A 17776-nucleotide genomic window follows, 5' to 3' on the forward strand; every position below is an offset into this window, starting at 1 on the left:
CTGTAATGGCCACTCACCTCAACGGCGTTGGCCATTACAGCTAACCAAAAGGGCTTACCAGAAAATCCAGTAAATCAAGCTAAAAGTCACAACAACGGCAATGGCTCCCATGCGGAACGATGGCGTTACGCGGAACCATTCGGGGCGTACTTCAAACGCATTTTCTTGGTTTTGGCCTTTCGATTGAGCAAGGCTAATCGCCACGTGAACCGCCGAACAAATCCAGAATACCACGCCCATACGGTTGAGGAACGGGAAGGCAGGATAAAGATTTTCAATAACCGCCGACAACGCAATACTCAACACCGCTGCTGCCAAAGCGCCATTGGCAGTGGCTTTTTTCCAGAAAAATCCGAGCAAGAAAATACTCAAAATACCTGGTGAAATATAGCCTGTATAAACCTGAATGTATTCAAAAGCTTGACCAAAATTAGCCAACAATGGACTGACAATCAAGGCAATGATAAAGGCAATCACAATTGCCACTCGCCCCGTCCAAACGGTTTGTTTTTCAGTTAAGTTTTTGTTGAAAAACTTCTGGTGAATGTCTAACACATAAATGGTTGAAATACTGTTGGCTTTCCCTGCCAAACTCGCCACAATCGCCGCCGTCAGGGCTGCAAAAGCGAGTCCTTTCAAGCCTACTGGCAATAAATTGAGCAACACTGGGTACGCATTATCGGGTTTGACGATACCGTTTTGGGTAATTCCGTTTACAATCGACGTATCGGCATTTTCTTGGAATAATACATAAGCTGCAAGTCCTGGCAATACCACAATGAAAGGCATCATCATTTTCAAAAAAGCCGCAAACAACACGCCGCTCCGTGCCGTATTTAGGTCGGCTCCGAGGGCGCGCTGCGTCATGTATTGGTTACAGCCAAAATAGTTAAGGTTGTTTACCCACTGCCCACCAATGATAAACATCATAATCCCTGGAAGCTGGTTATAGGCATCAATAAATCCACCACGCCCGTCGTGAACTTGGTATTGGCCTGGGGTAAAAATCATGTGCAAGTGGCTATCTGCTTTTTCACGAATGAGGCCAAGCCCTTCCATAATACCCGCGCCCGTTCCCACCTTGGCAGAAAGCAAATCTAAGGCCAAGTAGGTGGTGGCCAATCCACCAAAAATCAAACAAACTACCTGAATCACGTCCGTGTAGCCAATTACTTTCATCCCACCCAAAGTGATAATCACCGCGAAAGTGGTCAAGAAAATGGCGCATGGCATGAATGAAAAGCCCGTCATTTTTTCCAAGCTCAATGCGCCCAAATAAATGATGGAAGTGAGGTTCACAAAAATGTAGAGGAACAACCAGAATACCGCCATAATGGTAGCCAAGCGCTCATTATAGCGCTTCGACAAAAACTGCGGCATGGTATAAATTTTGTTGTTGAGATACATGGGCAAGAAATACACCGCCACAATAATGAGCGCCACTCCCCCCAACAACTCATAGACAGAAATGGCAATCCCAAGCTGGAAAGCCTGTCCGCTCATTCCGATAAACTGCTCCGCCGAAATGTTGGAAGCAATGATAGAAGCCCCAATCGCCCACCAAGTAAGTGAACCTTCCGCCAAGAAAAAGTCCTTGGAATCAGCGGTTTGCTTGCCTTTGTTTTTATATACCCAATAGCCGTAGCTGGATACAATGACGAAATAAATGAGGAAAATTACGTAGTCAAGGGTTTCTAGTCCTAGCGTCATAAAAAGTCAGATTGTAAGAACGGGTTCTTGATAAATGATAGGTTTACTTTTGATTTATGTCAAAAAGACACAATTCGCTTTTTCGTACTCATTTTTCTTATAAATCATTTCAATCACCTTTTATACTATTGTGTTTTCCCACAATTCTCGACAAACTTCGGCAATATTTTTGCGCGACAAAATCTATAAACCGACCTATGTCTTATTATTCCCAAAAATAAAAGCATTAACTTTGACCATTCTTAACTTTTTTGGCTATGAAACTTGTTCGTTTGTGGATATTTTTAGCGATGACCGTGTTGGGACTCAGTCAGTGCAACGTTACTAACACTGGCGGCGGTGATCCAACTCCCGACCCTAACATTACCAAAACGGAGCTTTTGGCAGGCAAATCCTCAAAAGCCTGGGTGTTGACAGTTTCTAAAATCAACGGGAATGACGTTTTCAATCAGACAGTTGCCTGTGTGCGTGACAACAACATGGTGTTTCGTACCGACAAAAACTACGAGTGGAACGAAGGTGCTACCAAATGCCGTACGCAAGACGACCAAGTCTATGAAAAAGGAACGTGGGCTTTTAACACCGCCGAAACCGAGCTTGTGCTAAACAACGAGACGAAATATAAAATCGTCAAACTCACCGAAAATACCCTCCAAGTTTCATATACAAACGTATTTGGAGAAACCTTGGAAATGACCTTTAAGCCTAATTAATTCTTGCAAAAACTTCTTATCGTCATTGCTGGTCCCACGGCAGTGGGAAAGACAGACTTATGCGTTCGACTTGCCCAAACGCTCGAAACGGAAGTCATTTCGGCCGATTCTCGGCAATTTTACCGCGAACTTTCCATCGGCACGGCCAAACCTTCACTGGAAGAATTGAAGGGTGTTCCGCATCATTTTATTGATTCTCATTCGATTGAAACCTTATATAGCGCGGGTTCGTTTGAGCGCGATGCCTTGACGCTTTTGGAGCAATTGTTTCAAACCAAAGACGTGGTGCTCCTCACGGGTGGGTCGGGTTTGTACATCAAAGCAGTGTGTGAAGGACTGGATAATTTGCCCGAAACGCCTCCCGAATTACGAACGTCGCTCATGACCCGTCTCGAAACCGAAGGATTGGCTGTGTTGCAAGCGGAACTCCAACAACTTGACCCCGTTTACTGCACCACCAACGACCTCCAAAATACCCAACGGGTAGTTCGTGCGCTGGAAGTGTGTTTGCTCACGGGCAAGCCTTACTCATCGTTTCGGGAAAAGCAGGTAGCCCAGCGCCCTTTCCGAATCATCCAGATTGCGCTAGAACGTGACCGCGACGAATTGTACCACCGCATCGACGCCCGCATGGACCAAATGCTCGCCGCTGGCTTGGTCGAAGAAGCCCGCTCGGTCATTGCTTTTCGGGAGCACAATGCGCTGCAAACCGTTGGTTATAAAGAAATTTACGATTATTTTGACGGAGCCTACGACTATGCCGAAATGGTAAGACTCCTCAAACGTAACACCCGACGCTACGCCAAACGACAGGTGACGTGGTTTAAGCACCAAGGTGATTTTCGGTGGTTTCATGCCTCCGATTTTGAAGGCATTTTGTGGTATATTAGCGAAGCCCGCTCGCCCCGACTTGATGTCGGGGCGGACACGGCCTAAAGTCTCTGACTTTAATAAAACTTGCACTTGCTCGCCCCGACTTGAAGTCGGGGCGAACACGGCCTAAAGTCTCTGACTTTAATAAAACTTGCTCACCCTGACTTAAAAATCGGGCGGATATAGTTTAAAGTCTCTGACTTTAACAAGCAATACTTGCTCGCCCCGACTTGAAGTCGGGGCGGACACGGCCTAAAGTCTCCGACTTTAACAAACAAACCCAACTCAAATAAAGATAAAAAATAACCGAACAAACCCCTGCCATGTCAAACGAAGAAATTGTTGAAGTACTTGAACTTACCGTCAAATTAATGGAGCTTCACAATGCCGATGCGTTCAAAACGCGGGCATTTGGTTCTGCCGCCTTTAACCTCGACCGCTTCAAAGATGCCGAACTTGCCAGTCTTTCGGCCGATGAACTCACAAAAATTCAGGGAGTTAGTAAAAACATGGCGGGGAAACTCGTACAGCTTATTGACACGGGTCACTTAGCCGAACTCGACGAATTGTTGGCCCAAACGCCCGCTGGCGTCTTGGAAATGTTCAAAATCAAAGGCATTGGCCCAAAAAAAATTGGCACTATCTGGCGCGACTTAGGCATCGAAACCCTCGAAGCCTTGCAAGCCGCCTGCGAAAGTGGACAAATTGCCAAATTGAAAGGTTTTGGTGAAGGTACACAGCAGAAGATTTTGGATTCGATGGCTTTTCTCCGCAGCCAAGTGGGCAAACTCCGCATGGACAAAGGAGAAGCGCTTGCCACCATTATTCTGGAAGAATTACAACCTTATTTTACTCAAATAGCCATCACGGGCGAAGTAGCGCGCAAGTGCGAGATTGTAGAAACCATCCAACTCATCATTGGGACGGAGTCGACCGTAGCGGCGGCCCGCAGCATCGCCAAGGTAGGCTGGTTGGTTCAGAACCTTAAAGAATCATCACCGTTTATTTGGCGGGGCAAAATCCAAGACCGTAGCCAAGCGACCGACCTCCCACCCCAAGGTGAAGAAATTGAAGTCAAAAAAACGCTGGAAGTAAACGTCGAAATTCTCTTCGTTCAACCCGAACGTTTTGAAAACGAACGCTTTATTTCAGATAGCGCCAACGCTCACCTATTTGCCAAAACCCCGTCTGGACATACCCTACTGTCGTTGGCCAACACCGCTCAATCGTTTGTATCAGCCGAAGAAATTTATCAACAAGCAGGGCTTTCGTACATCGTCCCAGAAATGCGGGAAGGCTTGGGGGAATTTGATTGGAAGGCCACCCATACCAACGACGACCTCATCGAATGGAAAAACCTGCGCGGTATATTGCACAACCACAGTACTTACTCGGACGGAAAACATAGCCTAGAGCAAATGGCTCGTTTTTGCCAAGAGCTTGGTTTTGAATACCTTGGTATTGCCGACCATTCCCAAACCGCCTCTTACGCCCAAGGGCTCAACGAAGAACGCGTCGAACAACAGCACGCTGAGATAGACCGCCTCAACCAAGTGTTTGCCCAAGAATTTTCGACTCCTTTTAAAATCCTGAAAGGCATCGAATCCGATATTTTGGGCGATGGCTCACTCGACTACCCCGAAAGCATTCTCAAATCGTTTGATTTTATCGTAGCTTCGGTTCATAGCAACCTCAACATGAGTATCGAAAAGGCGACTACGCGTCTGCTTCGTGCCATCGAAAACCCTTATACAACCATTTTGGGACACCCTACAGGACGGCTTTTGTTGGCGCGGTCGGGCTACCCTATCGACCACAAAACCATCATTGACGCTTGCGCCCAAAACGGCGTAGTCATCGAAATAAACGCGAGCCCTTGGCGCTTAGATTTGGACTGGCGCTGGATTCGGTATTGCATGGAAAAAGGCGTGATGCTTTCCATCAACCCCGATGCCCACGAAAAAAATGGCTACTACGACATGCACTACGGCGTGGCCGTCGGTCGCAAGGGTGGATTGACCAAAGACATGACCTTCAATGCGTTACCATTGGCAGAGTTGGAACACTATTTAGCCAAACGCAAAAGCCACTAACAAGACTTTTCACCCCAAGAATAAACACATAGCCTACTTCTGTTTTCTATGTGTTTATTCTATTGTGCCCTATGTGTTTAAAAATGAATGCGTAAAAACCTTCTCGAACAACAATTTTACTTTCTCCGCATCATTTTCGCCAGATAACGCGTTACTACTAAAAGAAAACTATCTTTACGTAAACGAAACTCTCGGCACAATGAAAAAGCTATTCTTCGGGCTTTTGTTTATCGCAGCGGCACTTCAATCTTGCAAAACTGACCCAGATCCCAACGAAAAAAATACCCTTACGCTCTCTTTTTTGAACAAAGTAGGCACGCAAGACGTGGTGTTGGGCCAAGAGTCGTACCAAAATGCTGTGGGCGAAACCTACGGAGTGACTACGTACAATTACTATATCAGCAATATTTCGCTCAAAAAATCAGACGGTACGACCTACACGGTTCCGCAAGATTCGAGTTATTTTCTTGTCAAAGAGTCTAACCCCGCCTCCAAAAAAGTAACCCTGCGAGGCGTTCCAGCGGGTAGCTACACCGAACTTAGTTTTATGATTGGGGTCGATAGCCTTCGCAATACGATGAACATCAGCCGCCGTACTGGCGTGCTTGACCCAGGCGATGCCACCCACGACGGTGACGGGATGTACTGGTCGTGGAACTCGGGCTACATTTTCTTAAAGGTAGAAGGCACTTCGCCGCAAGTGGCCGCCGATGCCGCAGGAAACCGCAAGTTCCGCTACCACATTGGAGGGTTTGGGGGATATAATGCCAAAACCTTCAACAATCTTCGCACGGTTAAATTACCTTTGGGAAGCATTGCCGCCACCGTTGGCCCCGAACAACAGCCTGTGATTGAGGTCGTAAGCGATATTTCTAAGATTTTTAACGGGACTCAAAAAGTAAGCCTTGCTCAATACCCAACGGTGATGTTTGCCGATTATTCGAGTACGATTGCCAACAACTACGCCGCGATGTTTAGCATTGGAGGAGTTAAAGATTAAGTAAGTATGAATAGGTCGTTTCTTGTTATCGGTTCTATGGCTTTGTTTGGATGGGCTGCGTGTAGCAAATCTACCCCACCGCCTGACCCTACCACGCCTACCGCCGAAACGCTAGAAATGCCCCAACCGAGTTATTTCCCTTCGGTGGTGTACGACCTCAAGTCCAACCCGCTGACGTACGACGGATTTCAACTGGGTCGCTCGCTGTTTTACGACGGACTTTTGTCAAGAAACGGGACGATTGCCTGCGGAACGTGCCACCAGCAGGCCGTTGCTTTTACCCATCACGGGCACGATTTAAGCCACGGGATTGACGATAAAATTGGCATGAGAAATGCCCCACCCATTCAAAACATGGCGTGGTCGAAGGAATTTTTTTGGGATGGAGGCGTGCATCAGTTGGATTTGTTTCCGATTGCGCCCATTGAAAATCCCGTTGAAATGGACGAAAAATTACCCAACGTCCTCCAGAAACTTCGCGATAGTAAAAATCCCAATTACCCAGAGTTATTTAAAAAAGCCTTTGGCACAACCGACATCACCACCGAGCGATTTACCAAGGCCTTGTCGCAGTTTATGGTGTTTTTGGTGTCCAACAACTCCCGCTACGACCTTTACTTACGCGGTACTACCAACGCCCTCACGGCGACCGAAAAAGAAGGATTGGCATTATTTAAACAAAAATGCGCTACCTGCCACGCGGGTGAGTTGTTTACCGACCAATCGTTTCGCAACAATGGCCTCGACAACAGTCGCAGCAGCGATCAAGGGCGGTTCCTCATCACTCAAAATACCGACGACCTCTTTAAATTTAAAGTTCCTAGCCTACGCAATGTCGGCTACACCTCCCCTTACATGCACGACGGCCGTTTTAGCACCCTCGAACAAGTGCTAAACCACTACTCCACCAACGTCCAAAAAACCGCTACCTTAGACCCAGCACTGCAAACCAACGGCCAACTCGGCATTGCGATGACCGACGACGAAAAGGCCAAAATCATTGCCTTCTTAAAAACACTCTCCGACGAACAATTTGTAAAAGACTACCGCTTTGCCGACCCTGGCTTTGGGAAGGCGTTTTAGTAGGATGATAATTGAATAATCTTAGGAAGTTTAATCAACAAAAACATCAAACTATGGAAAACAGAACAATGGGAGTCTTCTTTTTTATGATTATCGGAATCATATCTGGGAGAGCTTTAATAAAGAAATTTGACCCTGATATTTTCAAATTTCATGAGCCATTAACTTCCCTCATTTATGTTATTTACATTCTTGGATTCTTAGCCTCTATTTTGGGTTTACTAATGATCTACAAAAATCGAAATCAAAAATAATCACAAGAGTTATCTACTGAGACGCAAGACTATCTTACAGGCTATCCTCAAAAAAGTAATCGAAAGCCATCAAATTGAATTTGTATGCGGTATATGGGCACCGACGTCACGATGAACGATTTGTTTGAGTAAAAAATGTATGACAAACATCTTCATGAAAAAACTAAGCCGCTTTCTCTTTCGCATCCACAGTTGGTTTGGACTGGCGACAGGGGTATTTTTACTCTTACTGGGGCTGAGTGGGTCTATTTTGATGTTTATGGAGGAATTGGATCCGATTATCTATCGCAACTCCCTCCGTGTAAAACCCACTGGGCAACCGCTCCCCATCGACAGTATTTATCGTATTATCACGGCCGAATACCCGCAACTTGATGGAATCGCTTGGCTTAACTCCGAAGCTACGCCCGAAGAGTCGTATCATTTTCGGTTATACATGAACGATACTCGCCTCATTTCGTACGATTTGGGGGCGATAAACATCAACCAATACACGGGTACAATTTTGCGTAAAGGCCGCAGTGACGACCTCGAAGTGGGCTGGATTGAATGGATTTTTCAATTCCATTTTTCGTTCCACCTCGGAATGCCTGGCGCCGCCCTGGCGGCTATTTTTGGCCTCACGATGCTGATTTCTATCCTAACGGGAGTGGTGGTGTATCGAAAATTTATTTGGAAAGTGCTGACGTTTAGGGTGAAAGTCAACCGCAAAAACTGGCGCACGGTCTCGTCTGACTTGCACCGCATCATCGGCGTATGGTCGTTGGCACTCAACGTCATCATCTTTTTTACGGGCTTTTGGATGAATCTTTTTGCCTTTGAAAAGAAAACGTGGGACAACGAAGTAATTCCCACTCCTACCAATACCCTTGCGAAAGTTTCACTTCAAAACCTGTACCAACAAGCCCTTCAAAAAGCACCCAATTTTACGCCCAACTACGTCTATTTACCCACGCAACCACATCGTAAGTTTAACGTCAGGGGGTATTACAACGACGAAAACCGCTTGTTTTCTAGCCGAAATGCTATTCTTTTTGATGCCTATACGGGTAAATTTATCGGCATTACCCGCTATGCCGACTTGTCGGCGTGGGAAAAAATTGAAGCGACTTTCCATCCCCTGCACGTCGGAAATTTTGGGGGTATTTTCCTCAAAATAGTCTATGTCATCGTGGGCCTCACTCCTGGCGTATTGTCAGTGACGGGCTTCTTACTTTGGTGGCGTCGTAAACTTAGAGCTACTCGTAGCTAAGTATTATTTCTGACTTTTGTCATATTGATACTCAGAAATATTACTCAATTTGTCTATAATTACTAAAATTAAGATAGACAAATGGCGGGTATTCCATCAGCGATATTACAACAATATGGAGCATCACTCAATCGCTTTGTCAAAGGTGAATACATCTTTTACGAAGGTTGGCCTGCTCACTTTTATTTTCAGGTGGAGGAAGGTAACATTAAGATGCTGAATGGCGGCGAAAACAACGATTATATCCAAGGTGTTTTTTCTCAGGGAGAGGGTTTCGGAGAACCGCCATTAATCGGTGACTTCCCCTACCCTGCCGATGCCCGAGCCGTTTCCAATGCAAAGGTGTGGGTCCTCAAAAAAGTTGAATATCTACGCCTATTGCGCGAAAATCCCGATATTCATTTTGAGCTTACCAAAATTTTAGCCAAGCGACTTTGCCACAAAAACAAGCTCCTCAATGCCATAAATACCCAAAGTCCTGAGCAACGAATTTTGACCATCATCGACTTTTTTAAACAAAAATCACCACGCTCTGGCGATTGTTTTGAAGTCCCCATCACCCGTCAAGCCATTGCCGATATGACGGGGCTACGGGTAGAAACAGTCATCAAAAAAGTGATTCAACTCGCAGATATAGGAGAGTTAAAAATTGCTAATCACAAAATTATGCGACCTTGGTAGATTCCTCAACTGACACTTCTCAAGCCCCTCGTTGGGGCTTTTTTTATTTAGTACACTTCCTCCCAAATCCTGTCAAAGATTAGGGAAGCAGTATGATTCAAACCATAAGTTTTTGGGGGTAAGCTGCTGTACGTTTGTGCTGTTGTTAACCAAAAACCAATTTCCTAATGAAACGTTTATTCCTTTATTTATTAACCCTCACCGCTCTCCTTTGGTATGGTTGCTCTGGCAAAGGGGCAGAACAGCGGGCAGAAGCTCCAGAAACAAACCCAAAAGAGATTTTGGAACAACCCGAAACGCACGGTACTGAAGTCAAAGAGGTAGCTCTTTCTACCCCGCTCGACCAAGCCATGGTCAAAAAAGGAAGCGACATTTACGACCTAAAATGTATGTCGTGCCACAAACTCACCGATGAAAAACTGGTTGGGCCAGGTTGGAAAGAGGTAACCAAAAAACGCAAACCTACATGGATTATCAACATGATTACTAACGTGGACATGATGCTCGCCGAAGATGCCGAAGCCCAAAAACTCTTGGAACAATGCCTAGTCAGAATGCCTAACCAAAACATCACCGCCGAGGAAGCCCGCAGCGTATTAGAATTTATGCGTAAAAACGACGGTGAGAAATAACTGTGCGTGTATAGGGTTGCTCACAACCCGACGAATAATCATACCTAATTTAAAACCATACTTCAATGAAAACCAATATCATCAACAGCATCGCGGTTGCGGTGCTTGCAGGGGGCTTTTTTGCCTGCAAACCCGACAACGCTGGTAAAAATGGCGGTTCGGAAATTGCAGGAGATGCCGCCCAAAAAGTATATGTTGCCCCAGGGAAACATGACGAATTTTACAACATTGTTTCGGGAGGATTCAACGGCCAACTTTCGGTTGTCGGATTGCCTTCAGGGCGGGTATTTCGAATCATTCCTGTTTTTTCACAATTTGCCGAAAACGGCTGGGGCTACAGCGAAGAAACCAAACCTATGCTCAATACGTCGCACGGATTTGTTCCATGGGACGACTCCCACCACGTAGCACTCTCGACCACCAACGGCGAACATGACGGACGTTGGGCATTCATCAACGGCAACAACACCCCCCGTATCGCCCGCGTCAGCCTTTCTACGTTTCGCACCGACGAAATCATAGAGCTCCCAAACTCAGGTGGCAATCACTCGTCGCCATTCATTACCGCTAATACCGAATACGCCGTAGCAGGAACCCGTTTTTCAGTTCCTCCCGATGCCAACGCCGATGTGCCCATCAGTAGCTTTAAACAAAACTTCAAAGGGTATATCAGTTTTGTGAGTATCGACAAAACGACTGGGCACATGGGGGTTAAGTTTCAGTTGAAAACCCCTGGCGTAAGTTTTGACTTGGCAAGAGCTGGCAAAGGAAAGTCGGATGGTTGGTTCTTTTTCTCTTGCTACAATACCGAACAAGCCGCTTCTTTGTTGGAAGTAAATGCCTCTCAAAAGGACAAAGACTTTATTTTGGCCGTCAACTGGAAAAAAGCAGAGGAGTACTTAGCACAAGGAAAAGGTAAAAAAGAAGCCGCTAAGTACGCACACAACATTTATGACGAAAAAACGCACTCAGCTACTTCTACCATTCTAACGGAAGTAATGACCCTCGATCCCAAAGAATGCCCAGGGATGTTGTATTTTATGCCTTGTCCCAAATCCCCTCACGGTTGTGACGTGGATCCAACGGGCAGTTATATCGTAGGTTCGGGTAAATTGGCGGCAGTTATTCCTGTGTTTTCGTTTGACAAAATGCAAAAAGCCATTGCTGCCAAAACATTCGATGGCGATTTTGACGGTATTCCTGTCCTAAAATACGACGCAGTACTTCATGGTGAAGTAAAAAAACCAGGCTTGGGCCCTCTTCACACTGAGTTTGATGGTCAAGGCAATGCCATTACTTCGTTCTTTGTATCGTCTGAATTGGTAAAATGGAACATCGAAAAACTCGAAGTCCTCGACCGTGTTCCTACTTACTATTCTGTGGGGCACTTGTGTATCCCAGGCGGCCCTACTGCCAAGCCTCACGGCAAATACGTAATTGCGTACAACAAAATTACCAAAGACCGTTACTTGCCAACAGGCCCAGAATTGACTCAATCAGCACAATTGTATGATATTTCGGGCGACAAAATGAAACTTTTGCTCGACTTCCCGACCATTGGCGAGCCCCACTACGCCGAAGCCATTCCAGCTTCATTGGTTGAAAAAAATACCAAAAAGATATTCAAGTTGGAAGAAAACAACCACCCTTACGTGGCTAAAGGCGAGAAAGAGACCAAAGTAGTACGCAAAGGCAACGAAGTACACGTTTATATGACGTCGATTCGGTCACACTTTACCCCTGACAATATCGAAGGAGTAAAAATGGGCGATGAGGTATTTTTCCACGTCACCAACCTCGAACAAGACTGGGACGTGCCACACGGATTTGCCGTGCGCGGCGCACAAAATGCCGAAATCCTCATCATGCCAGGCGAAACTTCGACCTTGCGCTGGAAACCTACCAAAGTCGGAGTTACGCCAATGTACTGCACCGATTTCTGCTCGGCACTCCACCAAGAAATGCAAGGTTACGTGCGGGTTTCACCAGCAGGCAGTAGTGTGCCGTTGACCTGGGGAACAGGCAAAACCCCAACCGCCGAAGCTGAAAAGAAAACGGCCAATGCCAAGCCCAAATTAAATACGCCTAAAGTAGCAATGAAATAAGGTTTCCACTACCGACAAGGGGGCAAGCGCCTCGTTTGCCCTCCTTTGTCGGTTTTCAAAAACTATTTTTATGAAACCCCTCCGTCCGTTTACCATTGGTAGTTTGTATGTAGCGTCGTTGTCGCTCATTGCTACCTATTTTCTCCCACTTTGGCGCATCGACTTATGGGCGCCGCAGTATCCCGAAGGGCTTTCGATGCAAATTTGGCTCGACAAGCTTTCGGGTCAAGTCGAGATCATCAACGGCCTCAACCACTACATTGGTATGGCTCACATCAAAGAAGAAATGTTTCCTGAATTTCAGTTTCTTTCTTACATCGTCGCTTTCTACATCGCTTTTGGCCTGCTGACGGCCTTTTTAAAAAGTCGTAAAATGCTCATTAGCTATTTGGTCTTGCTCATTTTAGCTGGAGCTGCCGCTTTGTACGATTTTTGGAGTTGGGGCTACGAATACGGGCATAATTTGAGCCCAGATGCTGCCATAAAAGTCCCAGGAATGTCGTATCAACCTCCGCTAATTGGCTATAAAGAACTCCTCAACTTCGGGGCATATTCCATTCCCGATGCAGGTGGATGGGTTTTTGTAGCAGTGGGTATTCTCGTGATTCTTTTGGTAGCCTGCGAAACCTACTTCTGCCAACCCAAAAACCAGCTAGTTCCCAAAAGCAACGTTTCACCCGCCTTGGTGGTGTTTTTGTTGGGAACCATGGCTAGCCTCCAAAGTTGCGCCCAGCAACCCGAACCCATCCGTTACGGTCAAGAAGCCTGTGTGTTTTGTAAAATGACAATTATGGATAAAAAATTTGCGTCCGAAATTGTCAATAGCAAAGGAAAAGCGTTCAAGTTTGATGACCTAAGCTGCATGGTTAAATACATAAAAACCAATCAATTAAAACAAGAAGAACTCACTTTTGTGGTAGTAAATGATTACAATCGACCAGGGGAGTTGATTGATACAAAAACGGCCATTTTTTTGAGTAGTAAAGAGCTTCGCAGCCCAATGCGCGGCGACATAGCAGCCTTTTCTGACAAAGCCAGTGCTGAAGCCGTAAAAGCTAAGTTTTCAGAAGCAAAAATACTGACGTGGAAAGAGGTTTTTGAAAGTTTATAAACGCCTTACTCTCAACTAATTTTAACCAAGTGTGTCATGTTTCAAGTCAATAACTCTCCTTGTTGGGATCACAGAGTTTCACGAAGTTTTTCACGGAGTTACACAACGTATCCTCAACATTCCTCGGTGCAACTCTGTGCTTTTCAAACTCTGCGTCACTCTGTGTCGAGTAATTGGCGCACGTGCACTCTTTTAACTACTATCGCTTTCCTCATTTGCTTTACGAGTTATGCGCGTCTTTGGAAAATCACCCCAAAACAGCCTTTGAAACAAGCGATTGAACAGGCGAATGCCTACGATACACTCCTGATTCAAAAGGGCTTATACCGTATCCAAAATATCGTCATTGACAAACCCCTAACCCTCATTGGCCAGCAGTTTCCAATTTTAGATATTCAATTTAAGAATGAAATTTTTACTGTCAAATCCAACGACGTCACCATCAAAGGCATCGAATTTAGAAACGTGGGTATGACGAGTATGATTGACTGGGCAGCCATCAAAGTATTGGAAGCGAGCAATATCCGTATTCTAAACAACCGAATCAGAAACTGTTATTTCGGGATTTATTTGTCGGCTTCCGACCATTGTTTGGTGCAAGGAAACGACGTGCAGGGCAACCCCAAAGAAGAACAAAATACTGGCAACGGCATTCACGCCTGGAAATGTGACAGCATTCTTATCCAACACAACCATACCCAAGGCCACCGCGACGGTATTTACTTTGAGTTTGTGACCAACTCTACCATTCAACACAATGATAGTCAACAAAATATACGTTATGGACTGCATTTTATGTTTTCGCACAACAATGGCTATTTCTACAATCATTTCCATAAAAACGGTGCTGGCGTAGCCGTGATGTACACCAAGTTTGTGACCATGAAACACAATATTTTTGAACAAAATTGGGGTGGGGCAGCCTACGGACTTTTGCTCAAAGATATTTCGGATAGTCACATCGAACAAAATAGCTTCAAAACCAATACTGTCGGCGTATATATGGAAGGGTGTAGCCGTTCGGTATTTACCAAAAACCAATTTATCGCAAACGGGTATGCCCTCCGTGTTCAAGCCAATTGCGACGACAACACGCTTACTTACAGCAACTTTCGAGGAAACACCTTTGATGTAGCTACCAATGGCGACGTTGTTTTGAATCACGTTTCACATAATTATTGGGACAAATACGAAGGCTATGACCTCAATCGCGACGGCATCGGCGACGTGCCCTTTCGCCCCGTGAGCCTGTACGCCACTGTCATTGAGCGAATCCCCCAAGCCATGATGCTACTGCGAAGCTTTACGGTCACCCTCCTCGACCGCATCGAAAAGATTATTCCTACCCTTACCCCCGAAGGAATGAAGGACGAAAAACCACAAATGAAACCTTTAAAACTATAAACCCATGATTCGCGCAGAAGCTATTTCAAAATCTTTTGGTAAACTCAACGTGCTCCGCAACGTAAGCGTGCGGCTCGACGCAGGGCGAGTCGTGGCGGTCATTGGGCCGAACGGTTCGGGAAAAACGACCTTTATCAAAACCCTGCTCGGGATGGTCGTGCCTGACAGCGGAACGGTATTGTTTGACAATCAACCCATTGAAAAACAACACGCCTATCGTTCTCAGATTGGTTACATGCCCCAAATCGGACATTACCCCGCCAATCTAAAAATCAGGCAGTTGTTTGAGATGATGGTGGATGTCCGCAAAAATGCCGCGACACAACTGGATGAAGATTTGGTAGAAGCATTTCACTTAAAAGGATTATTTGAAAAGCCATTAGGAACGCTATCGGGAGGAACCAAGCAGAAGGTGAGTGCGGCGTTGGCGTTTTTGTTTAACCCTTCGGTATTGATTTTAGACGAACCGACGGCAGGCTTAGACCCGCTTTCGAGCGAGATTTTGAAGGAAAAAATTCAGAAAGAGCACCAAAACGGAAAGCTCATTTTGATTACGTCTCACGTCATGTCTGATCTCGACGAACTCGCTACCGACGTGCTATACTTGCAAGATGGCAGCGTTCAGTTTTACAAAACCATCACCGAACTCAAGCTTGAAACAGGCGAGAACAAACTCGGCCGCGTCATTGCACAACTGATGTCAAAAGTCCCACAAATGTCATGAACAAAATCACTAAATACGTCCTCTACGACATCGTCCGAAACCGTTTCGTGATGGGTTATACCTTGTTATTATTGGCCATCAGCATGAGTTTTTTCAGCTTCGAGTCTGACCCAAACAAAGGACTTTTGAGCCTACTCAATATCATTTTGATGGTCGTACCATTGGTCAGTATTATTTTTTCGACCATTCATTTTTATAATTCTTACGAATTTATCGAACTGATGTCGGCGCAACCGCTAAGCCGCAAAGCCATTTTTTTAAGTGAATATCTCGGCGTAGCCGCCTCCCTGAGTTTAGCTTTTTTGGTCGGTGTAGGTATTCCTACCCTCGTTTTTGGCGGTGACCAAAGCAGCCTTATTCTGATTATCAGCGGGCTTCTTCTTACGCTTTCGTTTGTTTCCTTAGCATTTTTAGCTTCCGTCATTACCCGTGACAAAGCCAAGGGCATTGGCCTTGCACTGGTGCTCTGGTTTTATTTTTCATTGGTATACGACGGACTCGTTTTAGGCATTTTATTCTCCTTCAACGATTATCCACTCGAGAAAGCCATGCTTGTCTTGACCGCCCTTAACCCTACCGATTTAGCCCGAATTATGGTACTGATGAAAATGGACATTTCGGCCTTGATGGGCTTTACAGGAGCTGTTTTTCAGGATTTTTTTAGCACGAATTACGGGCTATTGGTAGCGTTGTTTGTGCTATTACTTTGGGTTGTTGTCCCCGTCAGTATCGCTACCCGAATTTTTCAGAAAAAAGACCTTTAATAGGTCAGACGATAGTCAGACCAGCGTTGGAATTTTCGGTCTGACTATCGTCTGACCATCAAATCAATCTTTTTAAACCAACCACTTACAACAATGAAACATCACTTTCTTTCTTTGGCATTCGTAGCTCTTTTTGCGGCCTGTCAGTCGTCTCAGAACTCACACTCACAAGACCAATCTACTACCACTACTACCGAGAGCGCGCCCGCCGCAGGGCAGTCGGGGGTAGAAGACAACGACTCCCAAAAGGACGTCGTGAAAGTAGCAGTAGGCTCTCCCGACCACACGACACTTGTGAAAGCTGTGCAGGCAGCAGGGCTTGTAGATGCACTTTCAAACGCAGGACCGTTTACGGTTTTCGCCCCCACGAACGCGGCCTTTGACAAACTCCCCGCAGGAACGGTAGAAGATTTATTAAAGCCCGAAAATAAAGACAAACTTAAAGCTGTTTTGGAGCACCACGTAATGACATCTGCATTGGCTGCCGACTTTTTTCAAGAAGGACAAAGCATGGGGATGGTGGACGGCACCAATGCTACTTTCCACGTCAAAGGCAACGATGTTTATATCGGTGAAGCCAAAATTGTGGCCTCGATACGCGCCTCCAATGGCTATGTTCACGTAATTGACGGTGTTGTTGTTCCTAAATAAATTTACCATGACTACCCACAATATCCCCGAGTTATTGCCTTATAACGGCATTAAAACCAAAAAAATAGAAGCTAATGAGCACTTTCGGGTGGTGCTCATTAGCCTCCAGCAGGGCCAACGTCTCGATGAACATACGTCGCCCACCGATGCCTTTATTTATGTATTGGAAGGTAATGCCAATTTTAATTTGGAAGGAGTAGCGCATTTCCTTTCTCCAGGCGATGGGTTTTCTTTTAAAGCTCACGCCGAGCATTCGGTAAACGCCTTGACCGACTTTAAGATGCTTCTGTTTAGATAAATCTTCTACCTTTGTCAAAATTTTGAAAAACCAATGAATCCCAAACGGCACATAGCGTTCTTTTTGCTTCTGCTTGTCAGCTTCAAAACGCTGGTAGTGCCGTTTGTATATTTGGATTTTGAGCTGCGCAAAGAGTACATCATCCATCACCTTTGCGAAAACCGCTTTAAGCCCCAATTGCACTGCGACGGTAAATGTTATCTGGCCAAGCAACTACACAAAGTAGCCGAAGATAACGCCCGCCAAGAAACACAAAAACAAAGCGATACCGTTAAGAAACTCCTTCAAGAAGTTTTTGACGAAACCGCTTTTACTATTCCTCCCCTTCACCTTTGCTATTTTCTCAAAGAGCGTCCCTTTTTCTTGCGGTGCGCTCCTCAAAACGGCTTTTTAGATAAGCTTATTCTTCCTCCCATTGCCTAATGGTT

The 17776-nt window shown here is 45.6% G+C and carries 17 protein-coding genes; 16 read left to right on the forward strand and 1 reads right to left on the reverse strand.

Going from position 1 to position 17776, the window contains the following annotated elements:
• Positions 1 to 54: 54 nt before the first annotated feature.
• Entirely contained in the window at positions 55 to 1710 is a 1656-nt protein-coding gene (locus tag K339_RS0129235; protein ID WP_028526769.1) for a sodium/sugar symporter, read from the reverse strand.
• A 257-nt stretch (positions 1711 to 1967) separates the two neighbouring features.
• On the opposite strand from K339_RS0129235, the gene K339_RS37655 reads away from it, so the two are divergent.
• From K339_RS37655 to K339_RS36355, 16 genes are all read left to right on the forward strand, one after another.
• Complete coding sequence (locus K339_RS37655) at positions 1968 to 2423, forward strand: DUF5004 domain-containing protein (protein WP_028526770.1); 456 nt, start codon at positions 1968 to 1970, stop codon at positions 2421 to 2423.
• Positions 2424 to 2426: 3 nt separating this feature from the next.
• Positions 2427 to 3359 carry a tRNA (adenosine(37)-N6)-dimethylallyltransferase MiaA gene (gene miaA, locus K339_RS35240; RefSeq protein WP_051398338.1) on the forward strand — a complete coding sequence of 311 codons (933 nt, stop codon included), beginning with the start codon at positions 2427 to 2429 and terminating at the stop codon, positions 3357 to 3359.
• 260 nt (positions 3360 to 3619) lie between these two features.
• The gene (locus tag K339_RS0129250) at positions 3620 to 5389 is read left to right on the forward strand and encodes a DNA polymerase/3'-5' exonuclease PolX (protein ID WP_028526771.1); all 1770 of its coding nucleotides are present in this window, start codon (positions 3620 to 3622) and stop codon (positions 5387 to 5389) included.
• Between the two features lie 199 nt (positions 5390 to 5588).
• Positions 5589 to 6389, forward strand: a complete 801-nt coding sequence (locus K339_RS0129255; protein ID WP_028526772.1) for an MbnP family protein — start codon at positions 5589 to 5591, stop codon at positions 6387 to 6389.
• A 6-nt stretch (positions 6390 to 6395) separates the two neighbouring features.
• Positions 6396 to 7472: a cytochrome-c peroxidase gene (locus K339_RS0129260; protein ID WP_028526773.1), complete on the forward strand. Its 1077-nt coding sequence runs from the start codon at positions 6396 to 6398 to the stop codon at positions 7470 to 7472.
• 408 nt (positions 7473 to 7880) lie between these two features.
• Entirely contained in the window at positions 7881 to 8978 is a 1098-nt protein-coding gene (locus tag K339_RS0129270; RefSeq protein WP_037302206.1) for a PepSY-associated TM helix domain-containing protein, read from the forward strand.
• 81 nt (positions 8979 to 9059) lie between these two features.
• The gene (locus K339_RS0129275; RefSeq protein ID WP_028526776.1) at positions 9060 to 9659 is read left to right on the forward strand and encodes a Crp/Fnr family transcriptional regulator; all 600 of its coding nucleotides are present in this window, start codon (positions 9060 to 9062) and stop codon (positions 9657 to 9659) included.
• Positions 9660 to 9826: 167 nt separating this feature from the next.
• On the forward strand, positions 9827 to 10291 hold the full coding sequence (locus tag K339_RS0129280) for a c-type cytochrome (RefSeq protein ID WP_028526777.1): 465 nt from the start codon (positions 9827 to 9829) through the stop codon (positions 10289 to 10291).
• Between the two features lie 65 nt (positions 10292 to 10356).
• The gene (gene nosZ / locus K339_RS35245) at positions 10357 to 12396 is read left to right on the forward strand and encodes a Sec-dependent nitrous-oxide reductase (protein ID WP_051398339.1); all 2040 of its coding nucleotides are present in this window, start codon (positions 10357 to 10359) and stop codon (positions 12394 to 12396) included.
• 70 nt (positions 12397 to 12466) lie between these two features.
• On the forward strand, positions 12467 to 13507 hold the full coding sequence (locus K339_RS0129290) for a nitrous oxide reductase accessory protein NosL (RefSeq protein ID WP_028526778.1): 1041 nt from the start codon (positions 12467 to 12469) through the stop codon (positions 13505 to 13507).
• Between the two features lie 264 nt (positions 13508 to 13771).
• Entirely contained in the window at positions 13772 to 14911 is a 1140-nt protein-coding gene (locus K339_RS0129295) for a nitrous oxide reductase family maturation protein NosD (protein ID WP_229598847.1), read from the forward strand.
• Between the two features lie 4 nt (positions 14912 to 14915).
• Entirely contained in the window at positions 14916 to 15635 is a 720-nt protein-coding gene (locus tag K339_RS0129300; RefSeq protein WP_028526780.1) for an ABC transporter ATP-binding protein, read from the forward strand.
• A complete protein-coding gene (locus K339_RS0129305; protein WP_028526781.1) occupies positions 15632 to 16399 on the forward strand; it encodes an ABC transporter permease subunit in 768 nt (255 codons plus the stop codon). The genes K339_RS0129300 and K339_RS0129305 overlap by 4 nt, the downstream gene beginning before the upstream one ends.
• A gap of 93 nt (positions 16400 to 16492) precedes the next feature.
• Positions 16493 to 17050 carry a fasciclin domain-containing protein gene (locus K339_RS0129310; RefSeq protein ID WP_028526782.1) on the forward strand — a complete coding sequence of 186 codons (558 nt, stop codon included), beginning with the start codon at positions 16493 to 16495 and terminating at the stop codon, positions 17048 to 17050.
• Between the two features lie 7 nt (positions 17051 to 17057).
• Positions 17058 to 17348 carry a cupin domain-containing protein gene (locus K339_RS36350; RefSeq protein WP_051398341.1) on the forward strand — a complete coding sequence of 97 codons (291 nt, stop codon included), beginning with the start codon at positions 17058 to 17060 and terminating at the stop codon, positions 17346 to 17348.
• A 33-nt stretch (positions 17349 to 17381) separates the two neighbouring features.
• The gene (locus K339_RS36355; RefSeq protein ID WP_051398342.1) at positions 17382 to 17771 is read left to right on the forward strand and encodes a hypothetical protein; all 390 of its coding nucleotides are present in this window, start codon (positions 17382 to 17384) and stop codon (positions 17769 to 17771) included.
• Positions 17772 to 17776: the final 5 nt, after the last annotated feature.

It is taken from the genome of Runella limosa DSM 17973, assembly GCF_000482465.1.
GTDB lineage: Bacteria > Bacteroidota > Bacteroidia > Cytophagales > Spirosomataceae > Runella > Runella limosa.